Origin of the sequence: Hyphomonas sp. NPDC076881 (assembly GCF_050269995.1) — a bacterium.
In the GTDB taxonomy this organism is placed as follows: Bacteria; Pseudomonadota; Alphaproteobacteria; order Caulobacterales; family Hyphomonadaceae; genus Hyphomonas.
Map to the genome: position 1 here is coordinate 258,568 of NZ_JBNNJJ010000002.1, position 20,339 is coordinate 278,906.

The 20,339-nt window shown below is 63.5% G+C and carries 23 protein-coding genes; 11 read left to right on the top strand and 12 right to left on the bottom strand.

Annotated features, from left to right (window positions below):
* Window positions 1–146: 146 nt before the first annotated feature.
* From ACQKI2_RS03225 to ACQKI2_RS03235, 3 genes are all read left to right on the top strand, one after another.
* Window positions 147–953, top strand: a complete 807-nt coding sequence (locus ACQKI2_RS03225) for an SDR family NAD(P)-dependent oxidoreductase (protein WP_427378289.1) — start codon at window positions 147–149, stop codon at window positions 951–953.
* A 119-nt stretch (window positions 954–1,072) separates the two neighbouring features.
* On the top strand, window positions 1,073–2,773 hold the full coding sequence (locus ACQKI2_RS03230; protein WP_427378290.1) for an acyl-CoA dehydrogenase family protein: 1,701 nt from the start codon (window positions 1,073–1,075) through the stop codon (window positions 2,771–2,773).
* A gap of 84 nt (window positions 2,774–2,857) precedes the next feature.
* The gene (locus ACQKI2_RS03235; RefSeq protein ID WP_427378291.1) at window positions 2,858–4,498 is read left to right on the top strand and encodes a DUF389 domain-containing protein; all 1,641 of its coding nucleotides are present in this window, start codon (window positions 2,858–2,860) and stop codon (window positions 4,496–4,498) included.
* On the opposite strand, the gene ACQKI2_RS03240 is transcribed toward ACQKI2_RS03235, so the two are convergent.
* Together ACQKI2_RS03240 and hisI are read right to left on the bottom strand one after the other, a co-directional pair.
* Entirely contained in the window at window positions 4,495–5,394 is a 900-nt protein-coding gene (locus ACQKI2_RS03240) for an N-acyl homoserine lactonase family protein (protein ID WP_427378292.1), read from the bottom strand. The two genes, ACQKI2_RS03235 and ACQKI2_RS03240, sit on opposite strands and share 4 nt — an antisense overlap.
* A gap of 28 nt (window positions 5,395–5,422) precedes the next feature.
* Window positions 5,423–5,818: a phosphoribosyl-AMP cyclohydrolase gene (hisI, locus tag ACQKI2_RS03245; protein ID WP_427378293.1), complete on the bottom strand. Its 396-nt coding sequence runs from the start codon at window positions 5,816–5,818 to the stop codon at window positions 5,423–5,425.
* 121 nt (window positions 5,819–5,939) lie between these two features.
* On the opposite strand from hisI, the gene ACQKI2_RS03250 reads away from it, so the two are divergent.
* From ACQKI2_RS03250 to ACQKI2_RS03260, 3 genes are all read left to right on the top strand, one after another.
* Complete coding sequence (locus ACQKI2_RS03250; protein ID WP_427378294.1) at window positions 5,940–6,773, top strand: enoyl-CoA hydratase; 834 nt, start codon at window positions 5,940–5,942, stop codon at window positions 6,771–6,773.
* Window positions 6,774–6,782: 9 nt separating this feature from the next.
* Window positions 6,783–7,679, top strand: a complete 897-nt coding sequence (locus ACQKI2_RS03255) for a hydroxymethylglutaryl-CoA lyase (protein ID WP_427378295.1) — start codon at window positions 6,783–6,785, stop codon at window positions 7,677–7,679.
* A gap of 78 nt (window positions 7,680–7,757) precedes the next feature.
* The gene (locus ACQKI2_RS03260; RefSeq protein WP_427378296.1) at window positions 7,758–7,892 is read left to right on the top strand and encodes a hypothetical protein; all 135 of its coding nucleotides are present in this window, start codon (window positions 7,758–7,760) and stop codon (window positions 7,890–7,892) included.
* 456 nt (window positions 7,893–8,348) lie between these two features.
* Here ACQKI2_RS03260 and ACQKI2_RS03265 read toward each other — a convergent pair whose 3' ends face one another.
* Window positions 8,349–8,822 (bottom strand): DUF2721 domain-containing protein, encoded by a 474-nt coding sequence (locus tag ACQKI2_RS03265; RefSeq protein ID WP_427378297.1) that lies wholly within the window; start codon window positions 8,820–8,822, stop codon window positions 8,349–8,351.
* Window positions 8,823–8,845: 23 nt separating this feature from the next.
* Window positions 8,846–9,214, bottom strand: a complete 369-nt coding sequence (locus tag ACQKI2_RS03270; protein WP_427378298.1) for a hypothetical protein — start codon at window positions 9,212–9,214, stop codon at window positions 8,846–8,848.
* Window positions 9,215–9,506: 292 nt separating this feature from the next.
* On the opposite strand from ACQKI2_RS03270, the gene rpsO reads away from it, so the two are divergent.
* The 4 genes from rpsO (at window position 9,507) to ACQKI2_RS03290 (ending at window position 13,660) form a co-directional block, all read left to right on the top strand.
* On the top strand, window positions 9,507–9,776 hold the full coding sequence (rpsO, locus tag ACQKI2_RS03275; protein ID WP_035601109.1) for a 30S ribosomal protein S15: 270 nt from the start codon (window positions 9,507–9,509) through the stop codon (window positions 9,774–9,776).
* 72 nt (window positions 9,777–9,848) lie between these two features.
* Window positions 9,849–11,990, top strand: coding sequence for a polyribonucleotide nucleotidyltransferase (pnp, locus tag ACQKI2_RS03280; protein WP_427378299.1), 2,142 nt, complete (start codon window positions 9,849–9,851; stop codon window positions 11,988–11,990).
* 93 nt (window positions 11,991–12,083) lie between these two features.
* Complete coding sequence (gene udk / locus ACQKI2_RS03285; protein ID WP_427378300.1) at window positions 12,084–12,770, top strand: uridine kinase; 687 nt, start codon at window positions 12,084–12,086, stop codon at window positions 12,768–12,770.
* Window positions 12,771–12,832: 62 nt separating this feature from the next.
* Complete coding sequence (locus tag ACQKI2_RS03290) at window positions 12,833–13,660, top strand: CAP domain-containing protein (RefSeq protein WP_427378301.1); 828 nt, start codon at window positions 12,833–12,835, stop codon at window positions 13,658–13,660.
* On the opposite strand, the gene ACQKI2_RS03295 is transcribed toward ACQKI2_RS03290, so the two are convergent.
* From ACQKI2_RS03295 to ACQKI2_RS03325, 7 genes are all read right to left on the bottom strand, one after another.
* A complete protein-coding gene (locus ACQKI2_RS03295; protein ID WP_427378302.1) occupies window positions 13,657–14,250 on the bottom strand; it encodes an NAD(P)H-dependent oxidoreductase in 594 nt (197 codons plus the stop codon). The genes ACQKI2_RS03290 and ACQKI2_RS03295 overlap by 4 nt on opposite strands.
* Entirely contained in the window at window positions 14,247–15,032 is a 786-nt protein-coding gene (locus ACQKI2_RS03300; protein WP_427378303.1) for a hypothetical protein, read from the bottom strand. The genes ACQKI2_RS03295 and ACQKI2_RS03300 overlap by 4 nt, the downstream gene beginning before the upstream one ends.
* A gap of 63 nt (window positions 15,033–15,095) precedes the next feature.
* Window positions 15,096–15,545, bottom strand: a complete 450-nt coding sequence (locus ACQKI2_RS03305; protein WP_427378304.1) for a GFA family protein — start codon at window positions 15,543–15,545, stop codon at window positions 15,096–15,098.
* Window positions 15,546–15,599: 54 nt separating this feature from the next.
* Window positions 15,600–15,857 carry a YjhX family toxin gene (locus tag ACQKI2_RS03310; RefSeq protein WP_035601130.1) on the bottom strand — a complete coding sequence of 86 codons (258 nt, stop codon included), beginning with the start codon at window positions 15,855–15,857 and terminating at the stop codon, window positions 15,600–15,602.
* Window positions 15,858–16,105: 248 nt separating this feature from the next.
* Window positions 16,106–16,924, bottom strand: coding sequence for an enoyl-ACP reductase FabI (locus tag ACQKI2_RS03315; RefSeq protein ID WP_427378305.1), 819 nt, complete (start codon window positions 16,922–16,924; stop codon window positions 16,106–16,108).
* A gap of 69 nt (window positions 16,925–16,993) precedes the next feature.
* Window positions 16,994–17,548, bottom strand: coding sequence for a bifunctional 3-hydroxydecanoyl-ACP dehydratase/trans-2-decenoyl-ACP isomerase (gene fabA / locus ACQKI2_RS03320; protein WP_427378306.1), 555 nt, complete (start codon window positions 17,546–17,548; stop codon window positions 16,994–16,996).
* 56 nt (window positions 17,549–17,604) lie between these two features.
* Complete coding sequence (locus ACQKI2_RS03325) at window positions 17,605–18,123, bottom strand: SH3 domain-containing protein (protein ID WP_427378307.1); 519 nt, start codon at window positions 18,121–18,123, stop codon at window positions 17,605–17,607.
* Between the two features lie 137 nt (window positions 18,124–18,260).
* Here ACQKI2_RS03325 and ACQKI2_RS03330 point away from each other — a divergent pair, with 137 nt between their 5' ends.
* Window positions 18,261–19,247: a 2-hydroxyacid dehydrogenase gene (locus ACQKI2_RS03330; protein ID WP_427378308.1), complete on the top strand. Its 987-nt coding sequence runs from the start codon at window positions 18,261–18,263 to the stop codon at window positions 19,245–19,247.
* A gap of 19 nt (window positions 19,248–19,266) precedes the next feature.
* On the opposite strand, the gene ACQKI2_RS03335 is transcribed toward ACQKI2_RS03330, so the two are convergent.
* On the bottom strand, window positions 19,267–20,265 hold the full coding sequence (locus tag ACQKI2_RS03335; protein WP_427378309.1) for an alpha/beta fold hydrolase: 999 nt from the start codon (window positions 20,263–20,265) through the stop codon (window positions 19,267–19,269).
* Between the last annotated feature and the right edge of the window lie 74 nt (window positions 20,266–20,339).

The window sequence follows — 20,339 nt, forward strand, 5'->3', positions numbered from 1 at the left end:
TTGCCGGCGGGCGGTTGTGGAAACCTGAACTGACCGTAAGGTGAGGGCGGCGCAGAATCAACAAGCAGGCCGCGCTAACGCCATGCTTTAGTTATGCTTTTGTTGCATTTCTGACACAACTCACGAGGCGAGCATTAAAAATGGGCATGAATAGGCGACTTTGCCTCATCACGGGTGCGTCTTCCGGCATAGGTGCTGAGTTTGCGACGCAGTACGCAGCGTTGGGTTGGAATCTGGCGCTGACGGCGCGGCGGGCGGACCGGTTGCAGGTTCTGGCGGCCGAGCTGCATGCCCGTTACGGCGTGCTGGTGGAGGTCATTCCGGAGGATCTGTCCAATCCCGGCGCGCCGCCCCGGATCATTGCCGCGCTGCAGGGCCGGGAGATCGACGCGCTGGTGAACAATGCCGGCTATGGACTTCCCGGCACGTTTCTCTCCACGACATGGGCCGATCAGGCCGATTTCCTGCAGGTTCTGTATCTGGCGCCGGTTGAGCTGACGCACCGGGTACTGCCGGGCATGGCGGCGCGCGGGTTCGGGCGGATCATCAATGTCGCCTCGCTCGCCGGGTATGCGCCCGGCAGCGCCGGACACACGCTATACGGCAGCGTGAAGGCCGCGATGATCAAGTTTTCCGAAAGCGTGGCGGCCGAATGCCAGACGCTGGGGCACAAGGATGTCCATTGCACGGCGCTGTGTCCCGGCTTCACCTGGAGTGAGTTTCACGATGTGAACGGCATGCGGGAGACGACCAACAAGATGCCAAAATGGATGTGGATGGAGGCCGCCCCTGTAGTGAAAGCCGGGATTGATGCCGTCAACCGGGGGCAGCCGGTGGTGGTGCCCGGCCTGTTCAACAAGGCGGTGGCGACGCTGACACGCCTGCTGCCGGAGCCGGCAGGGCGGGCCTTGGCGCATTCCCAGACCGCGCGCTACCGTAAACTGGAAGGCTGAGGCCGGGAGATGGACTCCGGCGCGATGTTGCGCCGCACAACATGGATATGCCAGAAAGCGCTTGCCGCCCTATCCTATTCGGCGACATGAGGCGGCAACAGATTTGAGGGAGAGACGCGATGGGTGCAACAGATACGCTGGAACAGGGCCAAGGCACGGTTTTTCGGGGGCTCGTGGGCGTGCTGGCCGAAGCGGTCACCGCGCTGGACACCTATGCGGCCGCCGCAATTGCTGGCGCGCGGGGCCTGCTGGCCGGCGCTGACGGGAAACCCGATCGCGGCGCCTTCGAGCGCAACCAGCACCTGGCCCATGGCCTCTCCTGGCTCGTCACCTATGTGGAAACGCTGCGCCAGGTGTCCGAATGGGCCGCGCGGCTGGAGGCAGACGGCAAGTTTGGCGAAGCCGAGGCGCTGCTCTCCCAGATCCTGTTCAGCGAGTATTGCGCCCAGATCATCGGCGGCATTCCGATGAACCAGGGCGAGACGATCCGCCCACATGAACTCGGCAGCCTGGAGGCGGCCGACGCGCTGTTCGCTGTGCCCGTCATCCGCAAGCTGATCATCGAGGGGAAGAGCCAGGCGGTTCTCTCGGCGGCGGCGGCGCTGCTGCCCGACGCCCTGTCGCGCAATACGGTAGAGGCGACCGGTCTCGACGAGACGATGGAAATGGTGCGCGATCAGTTCGCGAAGTTCGCCGCTGACCGGATCAAGCCGCATGCCCATGGCTGGCACCTGCGCAACGATTATATCCCGATGGATGTGGTTGAGGAGATGTCGGAGCTGGGCGTCTTTGGGCTGACGATTCCGGAAGAGTTTGGCGGCCTTGGCATGGGCAAGACGGCGATGTGCGTTGTCTCCGAGGAACTTTCGCGCGGCTATATCGGCACAGGCTCGCTCGGTACGCGGTCGGAAATTGCTGCTGAACTGATCCTGATCGGGGGCACGCCGGCGCAGAAAGAAAAATGGCTGCCGAAGATCGCCAGCGGCGAGATCCTGCCGACGGCGGTGTTTACCGAGCCCAATACCGGGTCTGACCTTGGCTCGCTGCGCACACGCGCGGTGAAGTCTGCCGATGGCGCCGACTATATCGTCACGGGCAACAAGACCTGGATTACCCATCCTGTGCGCGCCGACCTGATGACGCTGCTGGCGCGGACTGATCCGGCGACGAATAATTTCTCGGGCCTCTCGATGCTGCTGGCCGAAAAGCCGCGCGGCACCGATGCCGACCCGTTCCCGGCGGAGGGGATGACCGGCGGCGAGATCGAAGTGCTCGGCTATCGCGGGATGAAGGAATACGAGATCGGCTTTGACGGGTTCAAGGTGAAGGCCGAGAATTTGCTGGGCGGCGTTGAAGGGCAGGGCTTCAAGCATCTGATGGCCACCTTCGAGAGCGCCCGTATCCAGACGGCCGCGCGCGCTGTGGGCGTGGCCCAGAACGCCTTCGAGACGGGCCTGCGCTATGCGCTGGACCGGCAGCAGTTTGGCCAGGCGATCTTCAAGTTTCCGCGCGTCTCCAACAAGCTGGTGATGATGGCGGCCGAACTCGTCGGCGTGCGCCAGCTTACCTATTTCTCCGCCCGCCAGAAGGATAACGGCAAGCGCTGTGACCTTGAGGCCGGTATGGCAAAACTGCTGGCCGCGCGGGTTGCCTGGGCGGCGGCGGACAATGCCGTGCAGATCCATGGCGGCAACGGCTTTGCGCTGGAATACACGATCAGCCGCATTCTGCAGGACGCACGTATTCTGAACATCTTCGAGGGCGCGGGCGAAGTGCAGGCGATGGTCATCGCCCGCCGCCTGGTCGAGGGTGGCAACTGAACCTGCTTTTGCCGCCACGCACTGAGCGTGCCGGCGGCCTTAGCGCAAACCATGCCTGGGCGGACTCTCTGACGAGGACGGGATATGACCGATACTGCTGAGCACAAGCCGCCCCGGCGCCCGGAATGGTATCGCCGTCTGCGAGTTGCCCGCTGGCGGGGCATCCGCCGCATCGATCATATGGAAGTGGTCGATCACGTCCATGAGGAAGGCGGCGTCTCCGGGCGTTACCTCTTCATGACGGCAATGTCCTGCGGGATCGCCATTCTGGGTCTGCTTCTGTCCTCCCCGGCGGTCATCATCGGCGCCATGCTGATCTCTCCCCTGATGGGGCCGATCATGCTGATGGGCTTCTCGCTCTCGATCCTGGAACTGAAGGCGCTGCGCGAGGCGATTGTGTCGCTGGCTATCGGTACGGGTCTGGCGCTGGGAACGTCCTTTCTGATCGTCTTTCTTTCTCCGTTGACGGATGTGACGCCGGAGATCCTGGCGCGGACGCGGCCGAATTTCTTTGATCTTCTGGTTGCCGTGTTCTCGGGGCTGGCCGGGGGCTATGCCGTGATCCACCGCAAGGGCGAGACGATTGTGGGCGTGGCGATTGCCACCGCCCTGATGCCGCCGCTTGCCGTGGTGGGGTATGGCCTTGCAACGGCGCAGTTCCAGTTGGCGGGCGGCGCGTTCTTTCTCTACATGACAAACCTTCTGGCGATTGCGCTGTCGGTGACGGTCCTGTCCCGCTTTTACGGGTTTGGCGAGCGCCATAGCCCAAAGCACAATTTCTGGCAGACGGGGCTGATCGTCGGCGTGTTCGTCGCCCTGTCGATCCCGCTGGGCCTTGCCCTGCGCGATATTGCCTATGAGACCCGCGTGCGGGATGTGGCGCGGGATATAGTGCTGCTCCCGTTCGAGGGGAGGGAAGCGCGGCTTTCCGATATGGATGTGGCGTTCCCCCGGCGTGGGGAGCATCAGATCGTGCTGCAGGCGACCGTGCTGACAAATGACCGTGTGGCGGGCGCCGAAGCGGCGCTGGCAGAGCGGCTGGCAGAGCGGTTTCGCCGGACGGTGAAAGTGTCGATCGACCAGATTCAGGTGGACGACAACAATAATACGGCGACAGCCCGGTTCCTTCAGGCGGCGGAGTCTTCGCTGGGCGCGCCGCTGCGGGCGCAGATGTCCCAGTTCGAAGCGCTGGCCCAGGAACGCCGGACCGAGCGGGAGCTGCGCGCGGCCTTTCCCTTCAACCTCTCCGCCGCAGACATCGACGCGCAGGCGCGTTCCGCCGTGTTCGCGGCTGCGCCGACCGAAGGCGTAACCCTGCCGGCCTGGCGCAGCCTTGAGGACGGGCTGACGCGGAATTATGCCGATTGGACGATCTCTGTTGTGCCACCCCCGCTGGCGCTGTTGCCCATTCCGTTTGCGCCTAATGACGATGCGCTCGCCCCGCGCGCTGCCGATATGCTGGCCGATCAGGTCTGGGCCCTGCAGCGCTGGGGGGCGGGCCAGGTGGAGGTGGTAGCCTATCTGCCGAACGCGCTGGCCGCCCAGACCTTTGACGAGCGCGCGCTGGGGCATCGCCGCGCAGCGCGGATTACCGCTGTGCTGGAGGAGGCCGGCCTGACGGCAAGCATCGCCGGCGAGTTCCGGCGGGGCGAGTTTGCCGCCCGGGAGGACCGGATTTTCATCCGGCCCGCTGCTCTGCCTGCGGAGGAAGAGCCCGCGCCCTAGCGAATAACGCCGCCGAGCGCGTCGATGTCCGCCGGCTCATGCTGGATGATCACCTTGGCGCCAAGGTCTGTGGCGCGGGCTTCGAAGATGGCCATTGAGGCCAGCGTGTTCTCTTCATTGGAATTGAAGCGCGGCACGCGGCCCAGCGCGCGGCTTTCGGAGCGGTGATAGAGGTCGCCCGTCAGCAGCACCGGCCCGCTTTCCGGCAGGGTCAGCTGCAGGGACGTGTGCCCCGGCGTATGACCGGGTGTTTCGAAGATCACGACGCTGCCATCGCCGAAGACATCATGACCGTCGCTGATGATCTGTTTGTTCATCGCCTGGAATAGGGCGAAGTTCGCCGTCAGTGAGGGGTCTGCAGGGGGCGAGCCATCGGCCGGGAACATGTAGTCATACTCGGTCTGGTTCACGAGCCAGGTGGCGCCCTGGACCTGATCAGCCTGCCCGATATGGTCGAAATGGGCATGCGAGATCGAGACATAGGTGAGCTCTGACGGCGCCACTCCAAGATCAGCGAGTTGATCCGTGATCGAGCGATCGACCGAGACAGTGAAGATCTGCTGGGTGAAGGGTGGCTGGCCGACGAGCTGGGAGGGCAAGCCAAGGTCCCAGAGCAGGCGGCCATCGGGGTGGTTGACCAGATAGCAGGTGTTGGTGAACTCGTCGGCCTGGCCGGCATAGTCGCCCGCTGAAGAGAAGGCATCGAGATCGGAGATCGCGATGGTGCCGCAATCGAGCACATCGACATAGAGCGCCGGGGCGGCTGCCTCTGCGGTTTCGGCGGCGGGCGGGGGCGCCTCTGCTGCCGGGGCTTCGGCAGGTGGGGCGCAGGCGGAGAGGATGGCTGCGGCCGTGCCGGCAAGCAGGAATTGGGTGAGCGATGTGGGCAGGGGCATGGCGAATTCCTCCGGTTTTCGGGGAAGCCTAGTCTGCCTCGCCGGGGAAGGATAGCGCAGACCCGTCCACGCGCCGGTAGAAACAGCTCTCCCGGTGGGTGTGGCAGGCCCCGCCGGTCTGGCGCACTTTCAGCAGCACGGCATCCTGGTCGCAATCGACGCGGATTTCGGTGACTTCCTGAATATGGCCAGAGGTTTCGCCCTTGACCCAGATTTCGCCGCGTGAGCGCGACCAGTAGGTGGCCCGGCCGGTCTCTATGGTTTTCTGCAGCGCCTCGGCATTCATCCAGGCGAGCATCAGCACCTCTCCTGTAACCGCGTCCTGCGCAATCGCGGCGATGAGGCCGCTCTCGTCGAAGCGCGGGCGCAGCTCGGCGGTTTCGTCCTGCGCGCTGCCGGAGAGGGGGGGAGGGAAGGCGGTCATCGCCGCAGCGGTCGCTCATGGCAGCGCGCAAGTCAAGGCGCAGGCGAAGGCGGTTTTGCGTCTGCCCATTCGTGGGATAGGTGTCTAGACTGGCACAAAGACCACAGGGGAGAGACAAGTCATGAGCGCATATCAGGAGATTCTCAGCGAGCTGTCGGACGGTGTGCTGACCATCACGCTGAACCGTCCGGAGCGGCTGAATGCCTGGACCGGCACGATGCAGGTTGAGGTGGAGACGGCCATCCGGGCCGGCGGGTCGGACGAGGGCGTGCGTGTGATCATCCTGACGGGCGCCGGGCGCGGCTTCTGCGCGGGGGCTGACATGAACGGGCTCCAGTCGATCCAGGCGAGCGCCGGGGCGGACTATAACGAGACCCGGCCTGCCGCCCCGAAGCCTCAGGCGCCGTCAGAGCTGGAGAAGATGTTCCCCGGCCGCTTTGGCCATATGTTTGCCTGCCCCAAGCCGATCATCGCGGCGATCAATGGGCCCTGCGCCGGGATTGGCCTCATCCTCACCCTGTTTGCCGACATGCGCTATGCGGCAAGCGACGCGAAGTTTACCACCGCCTTTGCCCAGCGCGGCCTGATTGCCGAACATGGCATTGCCTGGCAGCTGCCGCGCCTTGTGGGGGAGGCCAACGCGCTCGATCTTCTGTTCACGGCGCGCAAGTTTGACGGGGCGGAGGCCGAGCGGATTGGCCTGGTGAACAAGGCGATGCCGGGGGATGAGCTGATGGGGTATGTCCACGATCTTGCCCGGCATCTGGCCACGCAGGTGTCGCCGCGCTCCGTGGCGATCATGAAGCGGCAGGTGCGCGAGAGCTATTTCCAGTCTTACGCCGCCTCGCTGGAAGTGGCAGATGGCGAGATGGAAGCAAGCTTTGCGACGCATGATTTCAAGGAAGGGGTGGCGAGCTTTGTGGAGTGCCGCGCCCCGGCATTTACAGGCAGATAGGAACACGTGATGACCCGCCGTATCGACATTGTGGAAGTAGGCCCGCGTGACGGGCTGCAGAATGATCCGGCCAATCTGAGCGTCGCGCAGAAGCTGGAATTCATTGCGCGGCTGGAGGCGGCGGGTGTCCGGCGGATGGAATCGGGCAGCTTCGTCAGCCCCAAGGCCGTGCCCAAGATGGCCGATTCCCCGGCCGTATTCGCCGGGGTCGACCGGACACGGCCAACGCGCCACATCGCCCTTGCGCTGAATGAGACCGGTATGCGCCGCGCGATCGAGGCGAAGGCCGATGAGATCAATTTCGTGCTGGTGGCCAGCGAGGCTTTCGGGCGCCGCAATCAGGGCATGAGCCCGCAGGAGAGCGCCGATATGCTGGCGAAGTGCGCCCCGCTGGCGCATGAGGCGGGCCTCCCGCTGACGGCAACCATTTCGGTGGCTTTCGGCGATCCGTATACGGGCGATGTGGATATCGCCGTCGTCGGCAGCCTCGCCGCGCAGGCCCAAAGGGCTGGCGTCGCCGAACTCGCCTTGGGCGACACGATCGGGGCGGCCACGCCCTGGGACGTGCGCCGCGCAATTGACCGGGTGCGGATCGAGGCGCCCGATGTGTTCCTGCGGATGCATTTCCACGATACGCGCGGGGCGGGCCTTGCGAATGTGTTTGCCGCTGTGGAGGCGGGCATTGACGTAGTCGATGCCAGCTGCGGCGGCATTGGCGGCTGCCCCTTTGCGCCGGCAGCGACGGGCAATGTGGCCACCGAAGACGTCGTCTGGATGCTGGAGCGCGCGGGATTTGACACGGGGCTGGATCTGGCCTGTCTGATCGAGACGGCAAAATGGCTCGAAGGCGTGCTGGGCCATCCTGTTGCCAGCGCGCTCAGCCGGGCGGGGGTTTTCCCAGCCTAGGTAGTTTTACGCGGGTTTCCCGAGAGGCAGGCTTTCCGTATCCTCCCATCAGAACCTGGATGCAGGAGGAGGCCTCACATGCAGATCGGTAATCTGACGATTGATCCCCTGGCGGTGGGCGCGCTGGCAGGCTTTGGCGCTCTGGTGCTGGTGATGATCGGGATCACGGTCTGGATCCTGCGTCAGATGGGCAAGGCCGCCGGCGAGAAATAGGGCACGCCTTTTTCCGGCGCCGCTGGGGATTGCCAAGGGCGCGCAGGGCGTTTGGACGATCCTCCCGCTGCGCGCGGGCGATCAGCCAGGCGGGCGCGCCGCTGAGCCTCAGGAGGGCGGCGCGGTCCTCGGGATGGCTGATCTGCGCATAGTCCAGCCGGCGCTCGCGTTTTCGTCTCGCCATGGGCGTGTCTCCTGGAATGTCAGTGTCCGGACTGGCGGGCGCTGTCCCTGGGTCTGTCCGGCCCCTGTGGGGAAGATGTGGGGGAGTTTGGCCGGATGCGTACCCGGTTGGATAAGGTTCCCTTGTTCCGTGTCATCGGAGGGCCTGGAGGGCCGATCCGGGACCTTCTGGAGGATGGCGCCAGAGCGGAGAGAAGGTCCCGGCTCTGCGGCCGCTGCGCGGCCCTGGCTGGGATGACATGGGGGGCGGGGCGTGTTGGATAGGCGCGGTGCCTATCCCCGTTTTCCAGGCTTTCCCGCTTCCAGAACCGCGCGGGTGACGCGGAGGGTGCGGCTGGCGATGCGGACTTCCATCAGGAAGGAAATGAGCGCCACCGAGAGAAGCAGCATTGAGGTGACGAACAGGATAGAGACAGCCTGGGCAACCGGGATCGGCACCAGCTGGCCGGTGAACAGCAGGATGATCACCACACAGATCAGCAGCGCGGCCGCCGTGGAGAGCGAAATGGCGCGGTGGATCCGCTCCATACGCTTGTCCAGCACGGAGAGCTCGGAATGGTAGAGGCTGCGGGTGAGCGGTTCGGTCTCCGGCAGGGCGGCCTCGAGCGCGCGCCAGCGGTCCACCACCCTGGCAAGCCGGTTTGCCATCACATTCAGCAGCGCGCCGATACCCGCCAGCGTGAACACCGGGGCAATGGCGAGCTGGATGATGTGGGCGACTTCTTCGGGGAGGGGCGTGGGGGTCATTCGGGTTCGCTCGCCGGCAGGGCTCAGCAATTGCCGTTTACATCGGGATCCCAGGTGCGGGTGTGCAACTGGAAGTCAGCCGGCGCATGGACATAGCCGATGTCTATGCTGGTGCCTGGGGCCAAATAATAGACCTGGCCCATGTCGTACCCGTTGGAGTAGCTGACGCTCTCAAGCGCGGTTTGAACACAGAAGGGTAAGCTGGCGGAATTGGATGCCCGGAACTGCCAGTAACGGCTGCCATCCCAGGGGCTTTCCATCAGGTCGCTATAGACGTGAATGCCGCTGTCATTGATCAGGTCGTCCCGTTCGATCAAATAGCTTTCGCTCAGGGTTTCGCAGGCGGAGACAGTAAAAAGAGCGGCCAGCGCCGCCAGGGACCAGATTTTCATTCATAACCTCCGATTCGATGCAGCGACGCTAATGCGCCGCATGGCTGGCATCCAGCGGAATTTGCCCGCAGAGGCGCCCCGGCAGGGCAAATGCTTGCACAATCGCCACTTTCCATTCCCCTTCAAATAGGTCATAAGCCCGTTTTTGGGGCGGAGGCCTGCCTGCTGACCCTGCTGGACGACATCCCGGCCGTGGCCAACTTGACAAGGGCCGTTCCCAAAAAACCCGCCAATTCAGGCGTTTATTGAAACCCGCATCCCTTTGGGATGCTTGAACCAGAAGGCTATGCCGATGTCGATTACTGCTGAAAAGAAGCAGGAGCTGATCAAGAAGTTCGCCACCAAAGAAGGCGATACCGGCTCCCCGGAAGTGCAGGTTGCGATCCTCACAGAGCGGATCAACAACCTGACCGATCACTTCAAGACCAACAAGAAAGATAACCACTCCCGCCGCGGCCTCCTGACCATGGTTGCCACGCGCCGGAAGCTCCTCGACTACGTCAAGGGCAAGAATGAGGATCGTTACACGAAACTCATCACGGAGCTCGGCATCCGCCGCTAGGCTCCGAAAAACAAGCCCGCCGGGCATTGGGGCCGCGGCGGGCTTTTCGTATGTGAAAGAAAGACAAGACGAATGTTCAACAAGCAATCCGTGTCGCTGGAATGGGCTGGCCGCACACTGACAATCGAGACGGGCCAGGTGGCACGTCAGGCTGATGGCGCCGTGATGGTGCAATACGGCGACACCATTGTCCTCGCGACCGCCGTGTTCGCGAAGGAAGCAAAACCGGGTCAGGACTTCTTCCCGCTGACCGTGAATTACCAGGAAAAATACTTCGCCTCCGGCCGGATCCCCGGCGGATACTTCAAGCGCGAAGGCCGCCCCACCGAAAAAGAAACACTGACCTCGCGCCTGATCGACCGTCCGATCCGCCCGCTGTTCGTCGATGGGTTCAAGCATGAGGTTCAGGTGGTCGTCACGACCCTGTCCTATGACCTCGAAAATGATGCCGATATCGTCGGCATGATCGGCGCTTCTGCTGCGCTCGTGCTCTCCGGCGCGCCCTTCATGGGCCCGATCGGCGCTGCGCGCGTTGGCTACAAGGATGGCCAGTACATCATCAACCCGACCGTGGCGGAAGTTGAAGAGTCCGAGCTTGACCTCGTGCTCGCCGGCACCGCCGACGCTGTGATGATGGTGGAATCGGAAGCCTACGAACTTTCCGAAGACGTGATGCTGGGCGCTGTTGTGGCCGGCCATGAAGCCATGCAGCCGGTGATTGATGCGATCATCGCGCTGGCCGAAAAAGCCGCCAAAGAGCCCTTCGCCTATGAGCCGCCGGATCATTCGGCTGCCCTGAAAGCCGTGCTCGACACGGTCGGCGCTGACCTCTCGAAAGCCTACAAGATCACCGCAAAGGGCGAGCGTTATGCTGCTATCGGCGCGGCCAGGGACAAGGCGAAAGCTGCTCTTCTCGGCACCGAGGAAGCCCCCGGCGTGATGACCGGCGAAGTGTTCAAAACCGTGTTCAAGGAAGCCGAAGCCTCTGTGGTTCGCGGCGATATCCTGAAAACCGGCGAGCGCATCGACGGACGCAAGCTGGACCAGATCCGCCCGATCGTAGCGGAAGCTGGCTTCCTGCCGCGTACGCACGGTTCCTCGCTGTTCACGCGCGGCGAAACGCAGGCGATCTGCGTTGCCACGCTCGGCACCTCCGACGACGAACAATATGTCGATGGCCTGGACGGCACGAAAAAAGAAAAGTTCATGCTGCACTACAACTTCCCGCCCTATTCGGTCGGGGAGACGGGCCGTATGGGTGGCGCAGGCCGCCGCGAGATCGGCCATGGCAAGCTCGCCTGGCGCGCGCTGCAGGCTGTTCTGCCCAAGCATGAAGAATTTCCGTACACGATCCGACTTGTCTCCGAGATCACCGAGTCCAATGGCTCGTCCTCGATGGCAACGGTCTGCGGCTGCTCGCTCGCGATGATGGATGCCGGCGTGCCGGTGACCCGTCCGGTTTCGGGCATCGCCATGGGCCTGATCCTGGAAGGCAGCGAGTTTGCGGTGCTTTCCGACATTCTCGGCGACGAAGATCATCTCGGCGACATGGACTTCAAGGTGGCTGGCACCGAGAAGGGCATCACCTCGCTGCAGATGGACATCAAGGTGGCTGGTATCACCAAGGACATCATGGGCAAGGCCCTTGAGCAGGCCAAAGGCGGCCGGATGCACATCCTTGGCGAAATGTCGAAAGCGCTGACCGCTTCGCGCGGCAAGCTTTCGGAGAACGCCCCGCAGATGGAAATCATGAAGGTTCCCACCGACAAGATCCGTGATGTGATCGGTTCGGGCGGCAAGGTTATCCGCGGCATCGTGGATGAAACCGGCGCCAAGGTGAACATCGATGATGATGGCACGGTCCAGATCTCCGCGCTTGATCGCAAGTCGATCGACGCGGCGATCAAGATGATCAAGGGCATCGTGGCCGAGCCGGAAGTCGGCGAGATCTACGAAGGCAAGGTCGTCTCGATGAAAGACTTCGGCATCTTCGTGAACTTCTTCGGTCCCAAGGACGGCCTCGTCCACGTCTCGCAGATGGCCAACAAGCGCATTGGCCACCCGAAAGACATGGTCAAGGAAGGCGACAAGGTGTGGGTGAAGCTGATGGGCTTCGATGAGCGCGGCAAGGTCCGCCTCTCCATGAAGGTCGTTGACCAGGAGACCGGCAAGGAACTCGCTGAAGATGCGGGCTCCGAGGGCGAAGAAGAGTAATCTTCTCACCTCTCTGCTGACTGAATGAGGGCCGCTCCTTGATGGGCGGCCCTTTTTCATGGAAAGACCGGTCATAGAAGAGGGCGCGCTGTCATGACCAAGAAAAAGAATTTCCTGATTGCGATGTCGGGCGGGTCAGGCTCGGGCAAGTCGACGCTGGCGGTGGCGCTGCTGGAGCGGCTGGGGCCGGGCCAGGCGGTGATGTTTGGGGAAGACGCCTATTACCATCCGATGAGCCATTATGGTGAGCCGCAAACGGCGGCCGAGCGCGAGGCGCTGGTGGCGGGCATCAACTATGACGACCCCAAATCCAAGGAAGTTGACCACCTCGTCTCGGACCTCAAGGCGCTGAAGGCAGGGGAGGGGGTGGACCAGCCGATCTATGATTATGACCGGCATGACCGCTCGAAGAAGACGCGCCGGATCGAGCCGGCGTCTGTGCTGATCCTTGAGGGCATCCATGCCCTGTCGATGCCGAAGATCCGCAATCTCATCGACCTGTCGGTCTATGTCGACACGCCGGACGACCTGCGCCTGGCCCGCCGCATCCGCCGGGATGTGATCGAGCGCGGGCGGACGGTGGACTCGGTGCTGCAGCAATACATGTCCACCGTGCGGGCAGCCCATTACCGCTTTACCTATCCGGCGATGTTCGAGGCCGACCTGGTGATCGCCGATGAAGGCGTGCCCGCCTATGGGCATGTGAAGCCGTCAGCCGAAGCGATCGAGCGGATGCTGGCGCCCGTGCTCTCGCGCCTGCAGACGGCCGGGGTGATCTGAGCGCTGCGGCGCTTGTGAAGTGCCGGGGTGAAGCCGGCAGCCTTCCGTGATAGGAAGGCTTCATGCGCCGTGTGATCGCCAGCCTGGCTTTCCTGTTTCTGCTGCCGCTTCCGGCGCTGGCCTGTGATTTGCGGATCGAGGGACGGCCCGTGGCGGTTGCTTCTTATGTCGAGATGGCGCGGCCCTGCCTTGCCAATCCACCGGCTGGATATGCCTTTGATGAGGCGCTGGAAAGCCGCTTCCTGGAGCTGATCAATGCGGAGCGGAAGGCGGCGGGCTTGCCGGCGCTGAAGCTGCGCACGGACCTGCGGGATGCGGCGCGGCTGCACAGCCTGGATATGGCGGTGAACGGATTTTTTGGCCATGTCGGCCCCGATGGACGGGGGCCGGGCGAGCGGATCGCGGCGCTGGACCGCACGGCCCTGGCTGATTTTTCTGCGGAGAATGTGGCGACCGTCTCCCGGACGGGCGCGCGTATCGGGGCAAATTTTGCGGTCAAGCGCCTGCACCGGAACCTGATGGACAGCCCTAGCCACCGCGAGAACATCCTCCATCCCAAGGCAACGCATGTGGCCTTCGGCGTGGTGCGCACGGAAAGTGGTGTCTGGGTGACGCAGCTGTTCATGCGGGTTTCGGGCACATTGCCGGAAGCCGCGCCACTGAGGGTGAGCGGCGCGCGCGCCCTCACGGGGCGGCCTGTGGGCCTCGAGGGTTGGCGGTTCATCCGGTATGACATGGTGGCGCCCTCGGGCGCGCTGGAGCCGCCTGCCGGTGGCTTGCGGCCGGGTGGGGATGCGCGCCTGGCCGCCTATGCGACCCAGCCGGGCGATGATCCGCTGTCTTACTACTGGATGCGCTTTCCGGGACCGGCGGTGACGATCACGCCTTAGGCAAGGCGTTTCGCGGCGGCGCGCCCACGCGCCTCCGCCTGTTTCAGCCACTGCTGGATTTTTTCGGGCTTTGCCGTTTTCACAATTCCGACCTGCAGGGTACGGACCGGTTTGATGCCGGCGAACTTTAAGACGAGATTCTCCACCTGCAGCTTGGCCGGGCGGCCATAGGCAAGCTGGTCAAACCAGGCTGGGCCATCCGCCGTCATCAGCACATCGGCGGAGCGTCCCGCGAGCAGCCTGTCCCACCACGGATCATTCTCATGATAGCGCATGGCAAAGCCCGGGAGATAGGCCCGGTCGATCACGCCTTTCATCTTGGCGGGCATGCCGCCCCACCATTGGGGATAGGCCCAGCAGAGATGGTTTGCCCAGAGGATGTTCTCGCGCCATTCCTCAAGGCAGGGCTCCAGCGTCTTGCGGGAAGTGTAGCCTTCGGTGAGGTCCGGATCGAAAGTCATGTCAGCAAGGTGCATCCGGCGGATTTCGGCGCCGTGGGCCTCAGCGCCGCGCGCATAGGCATCCGCCATGCCATGGCTGAGCGAGGTTTCGCGCGGATGGCCGACCCAGAGGAAGATGCGTGCGGTCATTCCGTCTCCGGATCAGGCGAGGGGCTCATATAGGCAGCTGCTGTCAGGAGTTTGGAGACAGCGAAATCCATATAGCAGGAATGGGAGACATAGCGCGTTGGCAGGCCAGCCTGCTTCACCTCGGCCATATAATAGGCCGAATCCGGCGGGCAGAGCCATTCTTCGCGGCCATACTCGTCGATTTCGTTCAGCGGAACAGAATAGGGCAGGCTGTCCGGTCCGTTGATGAAGCAGGGATCGGCCAGGATGGTCTCAAGGGTCGCCGTATTGTCCGCGTCCAGCACTGAGGTGATATAGGGTGGCCGGGGCGGCGGTGGCGGCTCGGGTGTCCAATCCTCAAAGCCGGGCAGCAGGTTGCCGTCCGCATCCATCGGCGGCGGCGGCGGCGGAGGAGGTGGCGGCGACGCGCGAAAATCAATATTGTTGGTTGCAATCTGCCAGGCGCCATCGGCTGATTTCCATAGGGTGACACGTGTATCGAGTGCCCACATGCCCGTTGGCGGTACGCGCACGCGGATGCGTGTTTCGGCTTCGTCTGCCCCGGGGGGCAGCGGCGTTTCAAGTGTGTATTCAGAGATCCAGGCTTCCCGCTGGGCGGCCTCTGCTGCGTTCTTTTCCTTGATGCTGGCAACATCAAACTGTTCTGCGCCGGGGCAGGGTTTGCCATCTGTTTCCAAAAGCCGAGAAGCCTTGTCCGGCGGCAGGGGTGTTGCGCACCCGGCCAGCAGAAGCGCGCCTGAGAGCAGGCATGTTCCCATCCGGTAAATGTGTCCCTGCGCCATACCGGCCCCCTGTGCAATCAGCCCGCAGATGCTCCGGTATTCGGGCGGGGTTGGCAAGCCGGTTCAATCCGGCTTTCGGAGAATGTCGAGGCTTGGCTGTTTCCTGGCCGCGCCGGAGGTTGAGCGCTGAATGGTTTCGCCCACGATTTCCACCCAGCCATGGCGGCGATCATCGTAAACGGAAAATCTGGGGGCGGGCATATCTGTTCCGGCAAAGGCGCCATAGGGGATGGCAGTCACGCCCGGCCAGTTTTCAATCGTATAGGCCACGGTGGAGCCGCATTCGGGGCAGAAGCGATAGGTGACGCGATTGCCACTGTCGGCTGTGCGGGTCCATTCCTTTGCCGTGCCCGTGAGGGTGACATTTTCGTTTGCCCAGCGGGCCTGGGCAGCAAAGGCGCTGCCGGTGCGTTTCTGACAGTCAAGGCAATGGCAGACGGAGATGCGCGCAGGCTCTCCCCGGCAGGTGGCGGAAAGCTGGCCGCAGCGGCAGGTGGCAGTGCGTTCACGCATCGGGTGGCCCCTTCGGTTTTCCCTGATGAGGATAACCGAAGGGGCCGGACGCGGCTAGCAATTGTCCGGCTGTGAGCGGACGAGTTGCAGGCCGCGCCGCGTGATGCGGTAAGGCTGGCCACCATGGGAGGCGATGGTCCGTCGCCGCTTCAGCTTGCGGAAAAGGTCCATGTCGAGGCCGGCATAGCGCCAGCCATCGCGGGAGAAGCAATGGACTTCTTCAGGTTTGCCTGCCTCGTTGCGGACAAGGTCGATCCGCCCGCCCTGGGCGAGCAGGTGGAGGATGCGCTGTTCAGCGCGGGAAATATCCATGTGTGTCGGTCTCTGGTCCCGCGCCCCGGAGTACATCAGGGGCGCATGAAAACGTCTCCGGCGCGGCTTCCAGATGGAAGGGCGCTGGGCTCTACGCTTTCGCCGGCCTGCCTTGCACTGATCTCAGTGCGGGAACGGCAGGCCCTTCAGCGGGACTCAGACAGGGTACGGAACATAAAAACCTCAAAGGGCGAGGCACGCATTTTGGAGTGCCCCGCCCCGAAGTCAATATTGGAAGAGAAAGAAGCTTACTCTTCCTCGCCCGCATCCGGCACGCCGACGACATGGAAGCCGGCATCGACGTGGATGACTTCGCCGGCGATGGAGCGGCCGAGCGGGGAGAGGAGGTAAAGCGCGCAGCCTGCGACACCTTCCATGCTGGTGTCTTCCTTCAGAAGCGACCAGTTGCGGCCCGTGCCCATCAGGCTTTTGCCGCCGCGGATGCCGGCGAGGGAGAGGGTGCGCATGGCGCCGGCGGAGATGGCGTTGACGCGGATGCCCTGTGGGCCAAGGTCGCGCGCGGCATAGCGGGTGGAGGCTTCCAGCGCGGCCTTGGCCACGCCCATGACGTTGTAGGACGGAACGGTGCGCTCAGCGCCCAGATACGTCATGCAGATGATCGCGCCGCCATCGGGCATAATTTCCGAGGCGCGGCGGGCGCAGTCGATAAAGCTGTATACGGAGATGTCCATCGCGCGGCGGAAGCCTTCGCGGGTGGTATTGGCAACCATCGAGCCCTGCAGCTCATCCTTGCCGGCAAAGGCGATGGAGTGAACGAGGAAATCGATCTTGCCCCATTTCTGCTTGATGGCGGCAAAGGCGGCATCCATGGACTCGTCATTGGTCACGTCTGCCGGGATCATCGTGTCCATGCCGATGGATTCGACCAGCGGGCGCACCCGGCGCTCCAGGCTTTCGCCCTGATAGGTGAAGGCAATCTCGGCGCCCTGAGCGGCGAGCTGGGTGGCGATGCCCCAGGCGATCGAGTTCTGGTTGGCAACGCCCATCACGACGCCGCGCTTGCCCTTCATCAGGTCGCCTTTCGGCATGTTCCAGTCGTCGGCCATGATCACTCACTCCCTGATGGTGGCTATGTCTGTTTTCGGCAACCGGGCTAGGCGCGCGGCAAGCCCGCGTCAAGCAGCGGGCAAGTCGCCCTGGCCGTCCAGCACATTCTTGAGACCGACTTTCATGTCGATGGCGGTGTAGACATGTTCACCGTCCACATAGACCCGGCCGTCAGCGATCCCGAGATTGAGCTTGCCACGGCGCACGCGCTTGATGTCGATTTCGTAGCGTACGAGCTTCTTGTCCGGGGTGATTTCTCCGGTGAATTTCACCTCACCCACACCCAGCGCGCGGCCCTTGCCGGGGCTGCCCGACCAGCCGAGCCAATAGCCAACGATCTGCCACATCGCATCAAGCCCCAGGCAGCCGGGCATGACGGGATCGCCAGGAAAGTGGCACTGGAAGAACCAGAGGTCAGGGGTGATGTCGAGTTCGGCGATAACATGGCCTTTGCCGAAGGCGCCACCATCCAGACTGATCTGCGTAATGCGGTCCATCATCAGCATGGGCGGGGCAGGCAATTGGGCGTTGCCCGGCCCGAAATAGCCGCCTTTGCCGGATTCGATCAGGTCTTCCTTGGTGTAAGACGATTTGGGGGTGTGAAAGTCGTGCGGACCCTGCATGTCTGGGTTCCTCAATCAGTTGGGATCACGCCTTCCAGCCGACGCCTTCCCCCTTGTCAACCTTTAGTGCCGGATGGGGCGGGGGGCGCGCTGCTTACGCCCCAGAGATTGGCACGGGGCATCCAGCCGCGATAACCGGCCGTTTCGACTTCGCAGGCGGCCCCGTCACAACTGCTGACCTGTACCAGAACGCCCTTGCCGATCTCGGCGACACCCTCTGCGTCCCGCGCGGGGCTTGCCCCCAGAACGGTGGTGCGGGTGACGATGGCGGTGGAGCCTTCTGCCAGCATCCGCATATGCACCCAGACCTCATCGCCGGCCGGATCGCGTACGCGGTACCATTCGCCGCTTTCCTTGACGACCATCACCGGCAGGCCCTTGCGGTTATACTGCCAGGCGATGGGCGAGGAGAGGCTGGGCCCGGTGCGGCCGTTCACTTCGGCCCAGCGCAGCGTCTCGAAGCGGGGCACAGGCTTGCCGGAGAAACGGCTGACGCGCGGCTCAGCGGCCGGGTCTGCGCCAGCGCCCGCCGAGAGGGCAAGGAGAATGGCCAGAACGAGGGGTGCCCGTTTCATGTGCAAAGCTTCCATCAGGAGGGGAAGGCGCATTCTCGCACCTACGCATGAATCCACAGTAAAGCTGAGAGAGATTGGCGGGACGGATTGGCTCTGCTAAGCCCCCGATAAATAATAAAAGCACCGATGGGAGTCCCATGCCGGCCAGCAAACTTAAAGTTGTCGTCACCCGCAAGCTTCCGGCGCCTGTTGAGCTTCGGATGAAGGAGCTGTTCGACGCCCGGCTGAACGAAAGTGACCGGCCGTTTTCCGCCGAGGAACTTGCCGAGGCGATGCAAACCGCTGATGTGCTGGTGCCCACGGTGACCGACCGGATCGATGGCCGCCTTCTGGCCCGCGCGGGCGAGCAGCTGCGCCTGATCGCCCAGTTCGGGGCAGGGGTGGACAATATCGACGTGGCCAGCGCCGTTCAGCGCGGCATCACCGTGACGAATACGCCCGGCGTGCTGACCGATGACACGGCTGACGTGGCGATGGCGCTGATCCTGGCGGTGCCGCGCCGCCTGCACGAAGGCGTGCAGATCATGGAGGCGGGCAAGTTTGATGGCTGGACGCCAACCTGGATGATGGGCCGTCGCCTGTCGGGCAAGCGCCTCGGCATCATCGGCATGGGCCGCATCGGCCAGGCCGTGGCCCGCCGCGCGCGCGCCTTCGGCATGCAGATCCACTATCATAACCGCAAGCCGGTCAGCGCCCGCATCGAGGAAAGCCTGGAAGCGACCTATTGGGACTCGCTCGACCAGATGCTGGCACGAATGGACATCGTCTCCATCAATTGCCCGCATACGCCGGCGACTTTCCACCTGATCAACTCCCGGCGCCTGGGTCTAATGAAGCCGGAAGCCTACATCATCAACACCGCCCGCGGCGAAGTGATCGATGAGGCCGCGCTCGCCCGCGCCATCCGCGGCGGCAAGATTGCCGGGGCAGGGCTGGATGTGTTCGAGCGCGAACCGGCAGTAAACCCGGAACTGATCGGCCTGCCCAATGTGCTGCTGCTGCCGCATATGGGCTCGGCCACCATCGAAGGCCGCACCGAGATGGGCGAGAAGGTGATCATCAACATCAAGACCTTCGCCGACGGCCACCGCCCGCCGGACCGCGTGATCCCCGCCATTCTCTGAAGTTTCGCGCTGAAATCAGCTAATTGGTCGGCAGGCGGGCATTCTCTGTGGGCAGGCCCTGCACGCGGGTTGTCAGGAAGGCGCGCAGATCGGCAATCGACTGGGCGGCAATTTCTTCCTGTGGCAGATGGCCGGTATCCGGATAAAGTTTCAGCTCGGCGCCGGGAATGGCGGCGGCAAACTGCTCGCCATGCGACGCCGGGATGAGGTTATCCTGCTCGCCATGCATCACCAGGGTGGGCACGGTGATGGCGGAGAGACGCTCGGGCGTAGCCTCGGCGCGGGTGCCGCGGCCAGCGGACAGGGCGAGCAGCGCTTCTCGGTGGCAGGGCGCGCGGGCGAGCGAGGCATACCGGTCGACCATCGCGTCCGTCACGAAAGAAGGGTCGGCGAAACTGTCCTCAAGGCCCGGCCGGATCAGCGACGACATGTCGAGATCTTTCACCAGTTTCCGTGCCAGGCCGATTTCCAGCAGGCGGAAGATAAAGGGCCGGTCATCGCTTTCCGCTTCGCTGCGCGGCCAGCCGGCGGCGTCCACAAGCACCAGGCCCTCAAGCTTTTCCGGATGGGCGAGGGCATAATTCCAGGCCGCGCCGCCGCCCATCGAATTGCCTGCCAGCGTGAAACGGTCTGCCTTCACCGCCTGCGTCACCCGGTCGATCACATCGACGAACTGGTCTGTGCCGATGGTATCATTGTCGATGCAGCGGGAAAGGCCGTGGCCGGGCAGGTCGAGGCTGATCACACGGTAGTCGCGCTTCAGGTCCGCCGCCCAGGGCTCCCAGGTGTGCAGCGATGCTGAGAAGCCGTGAACCAGAACGATCACCGGCGCATCGCGTGGGCCGACATCCCTGAAATGAATCCGCATTTCCTCGTCCAGGGCGAGATAGCGGCTGTCAGAACTCGCATAGATCGTTTCCAGCTGGTCATACGGAATGTCGTCTCGCTTCAGAGACCACCAGCCTGCAAACAGGATGACGCCGAGCGTTATGACGACTGCGAGAAAACGGGAAAACATCTGGTGCGAAGAATCCGATCAAGAAAACTGCTTCGCGAGTAACGCGCGCAGCGGCCTGCATGTCAAACCTTCTG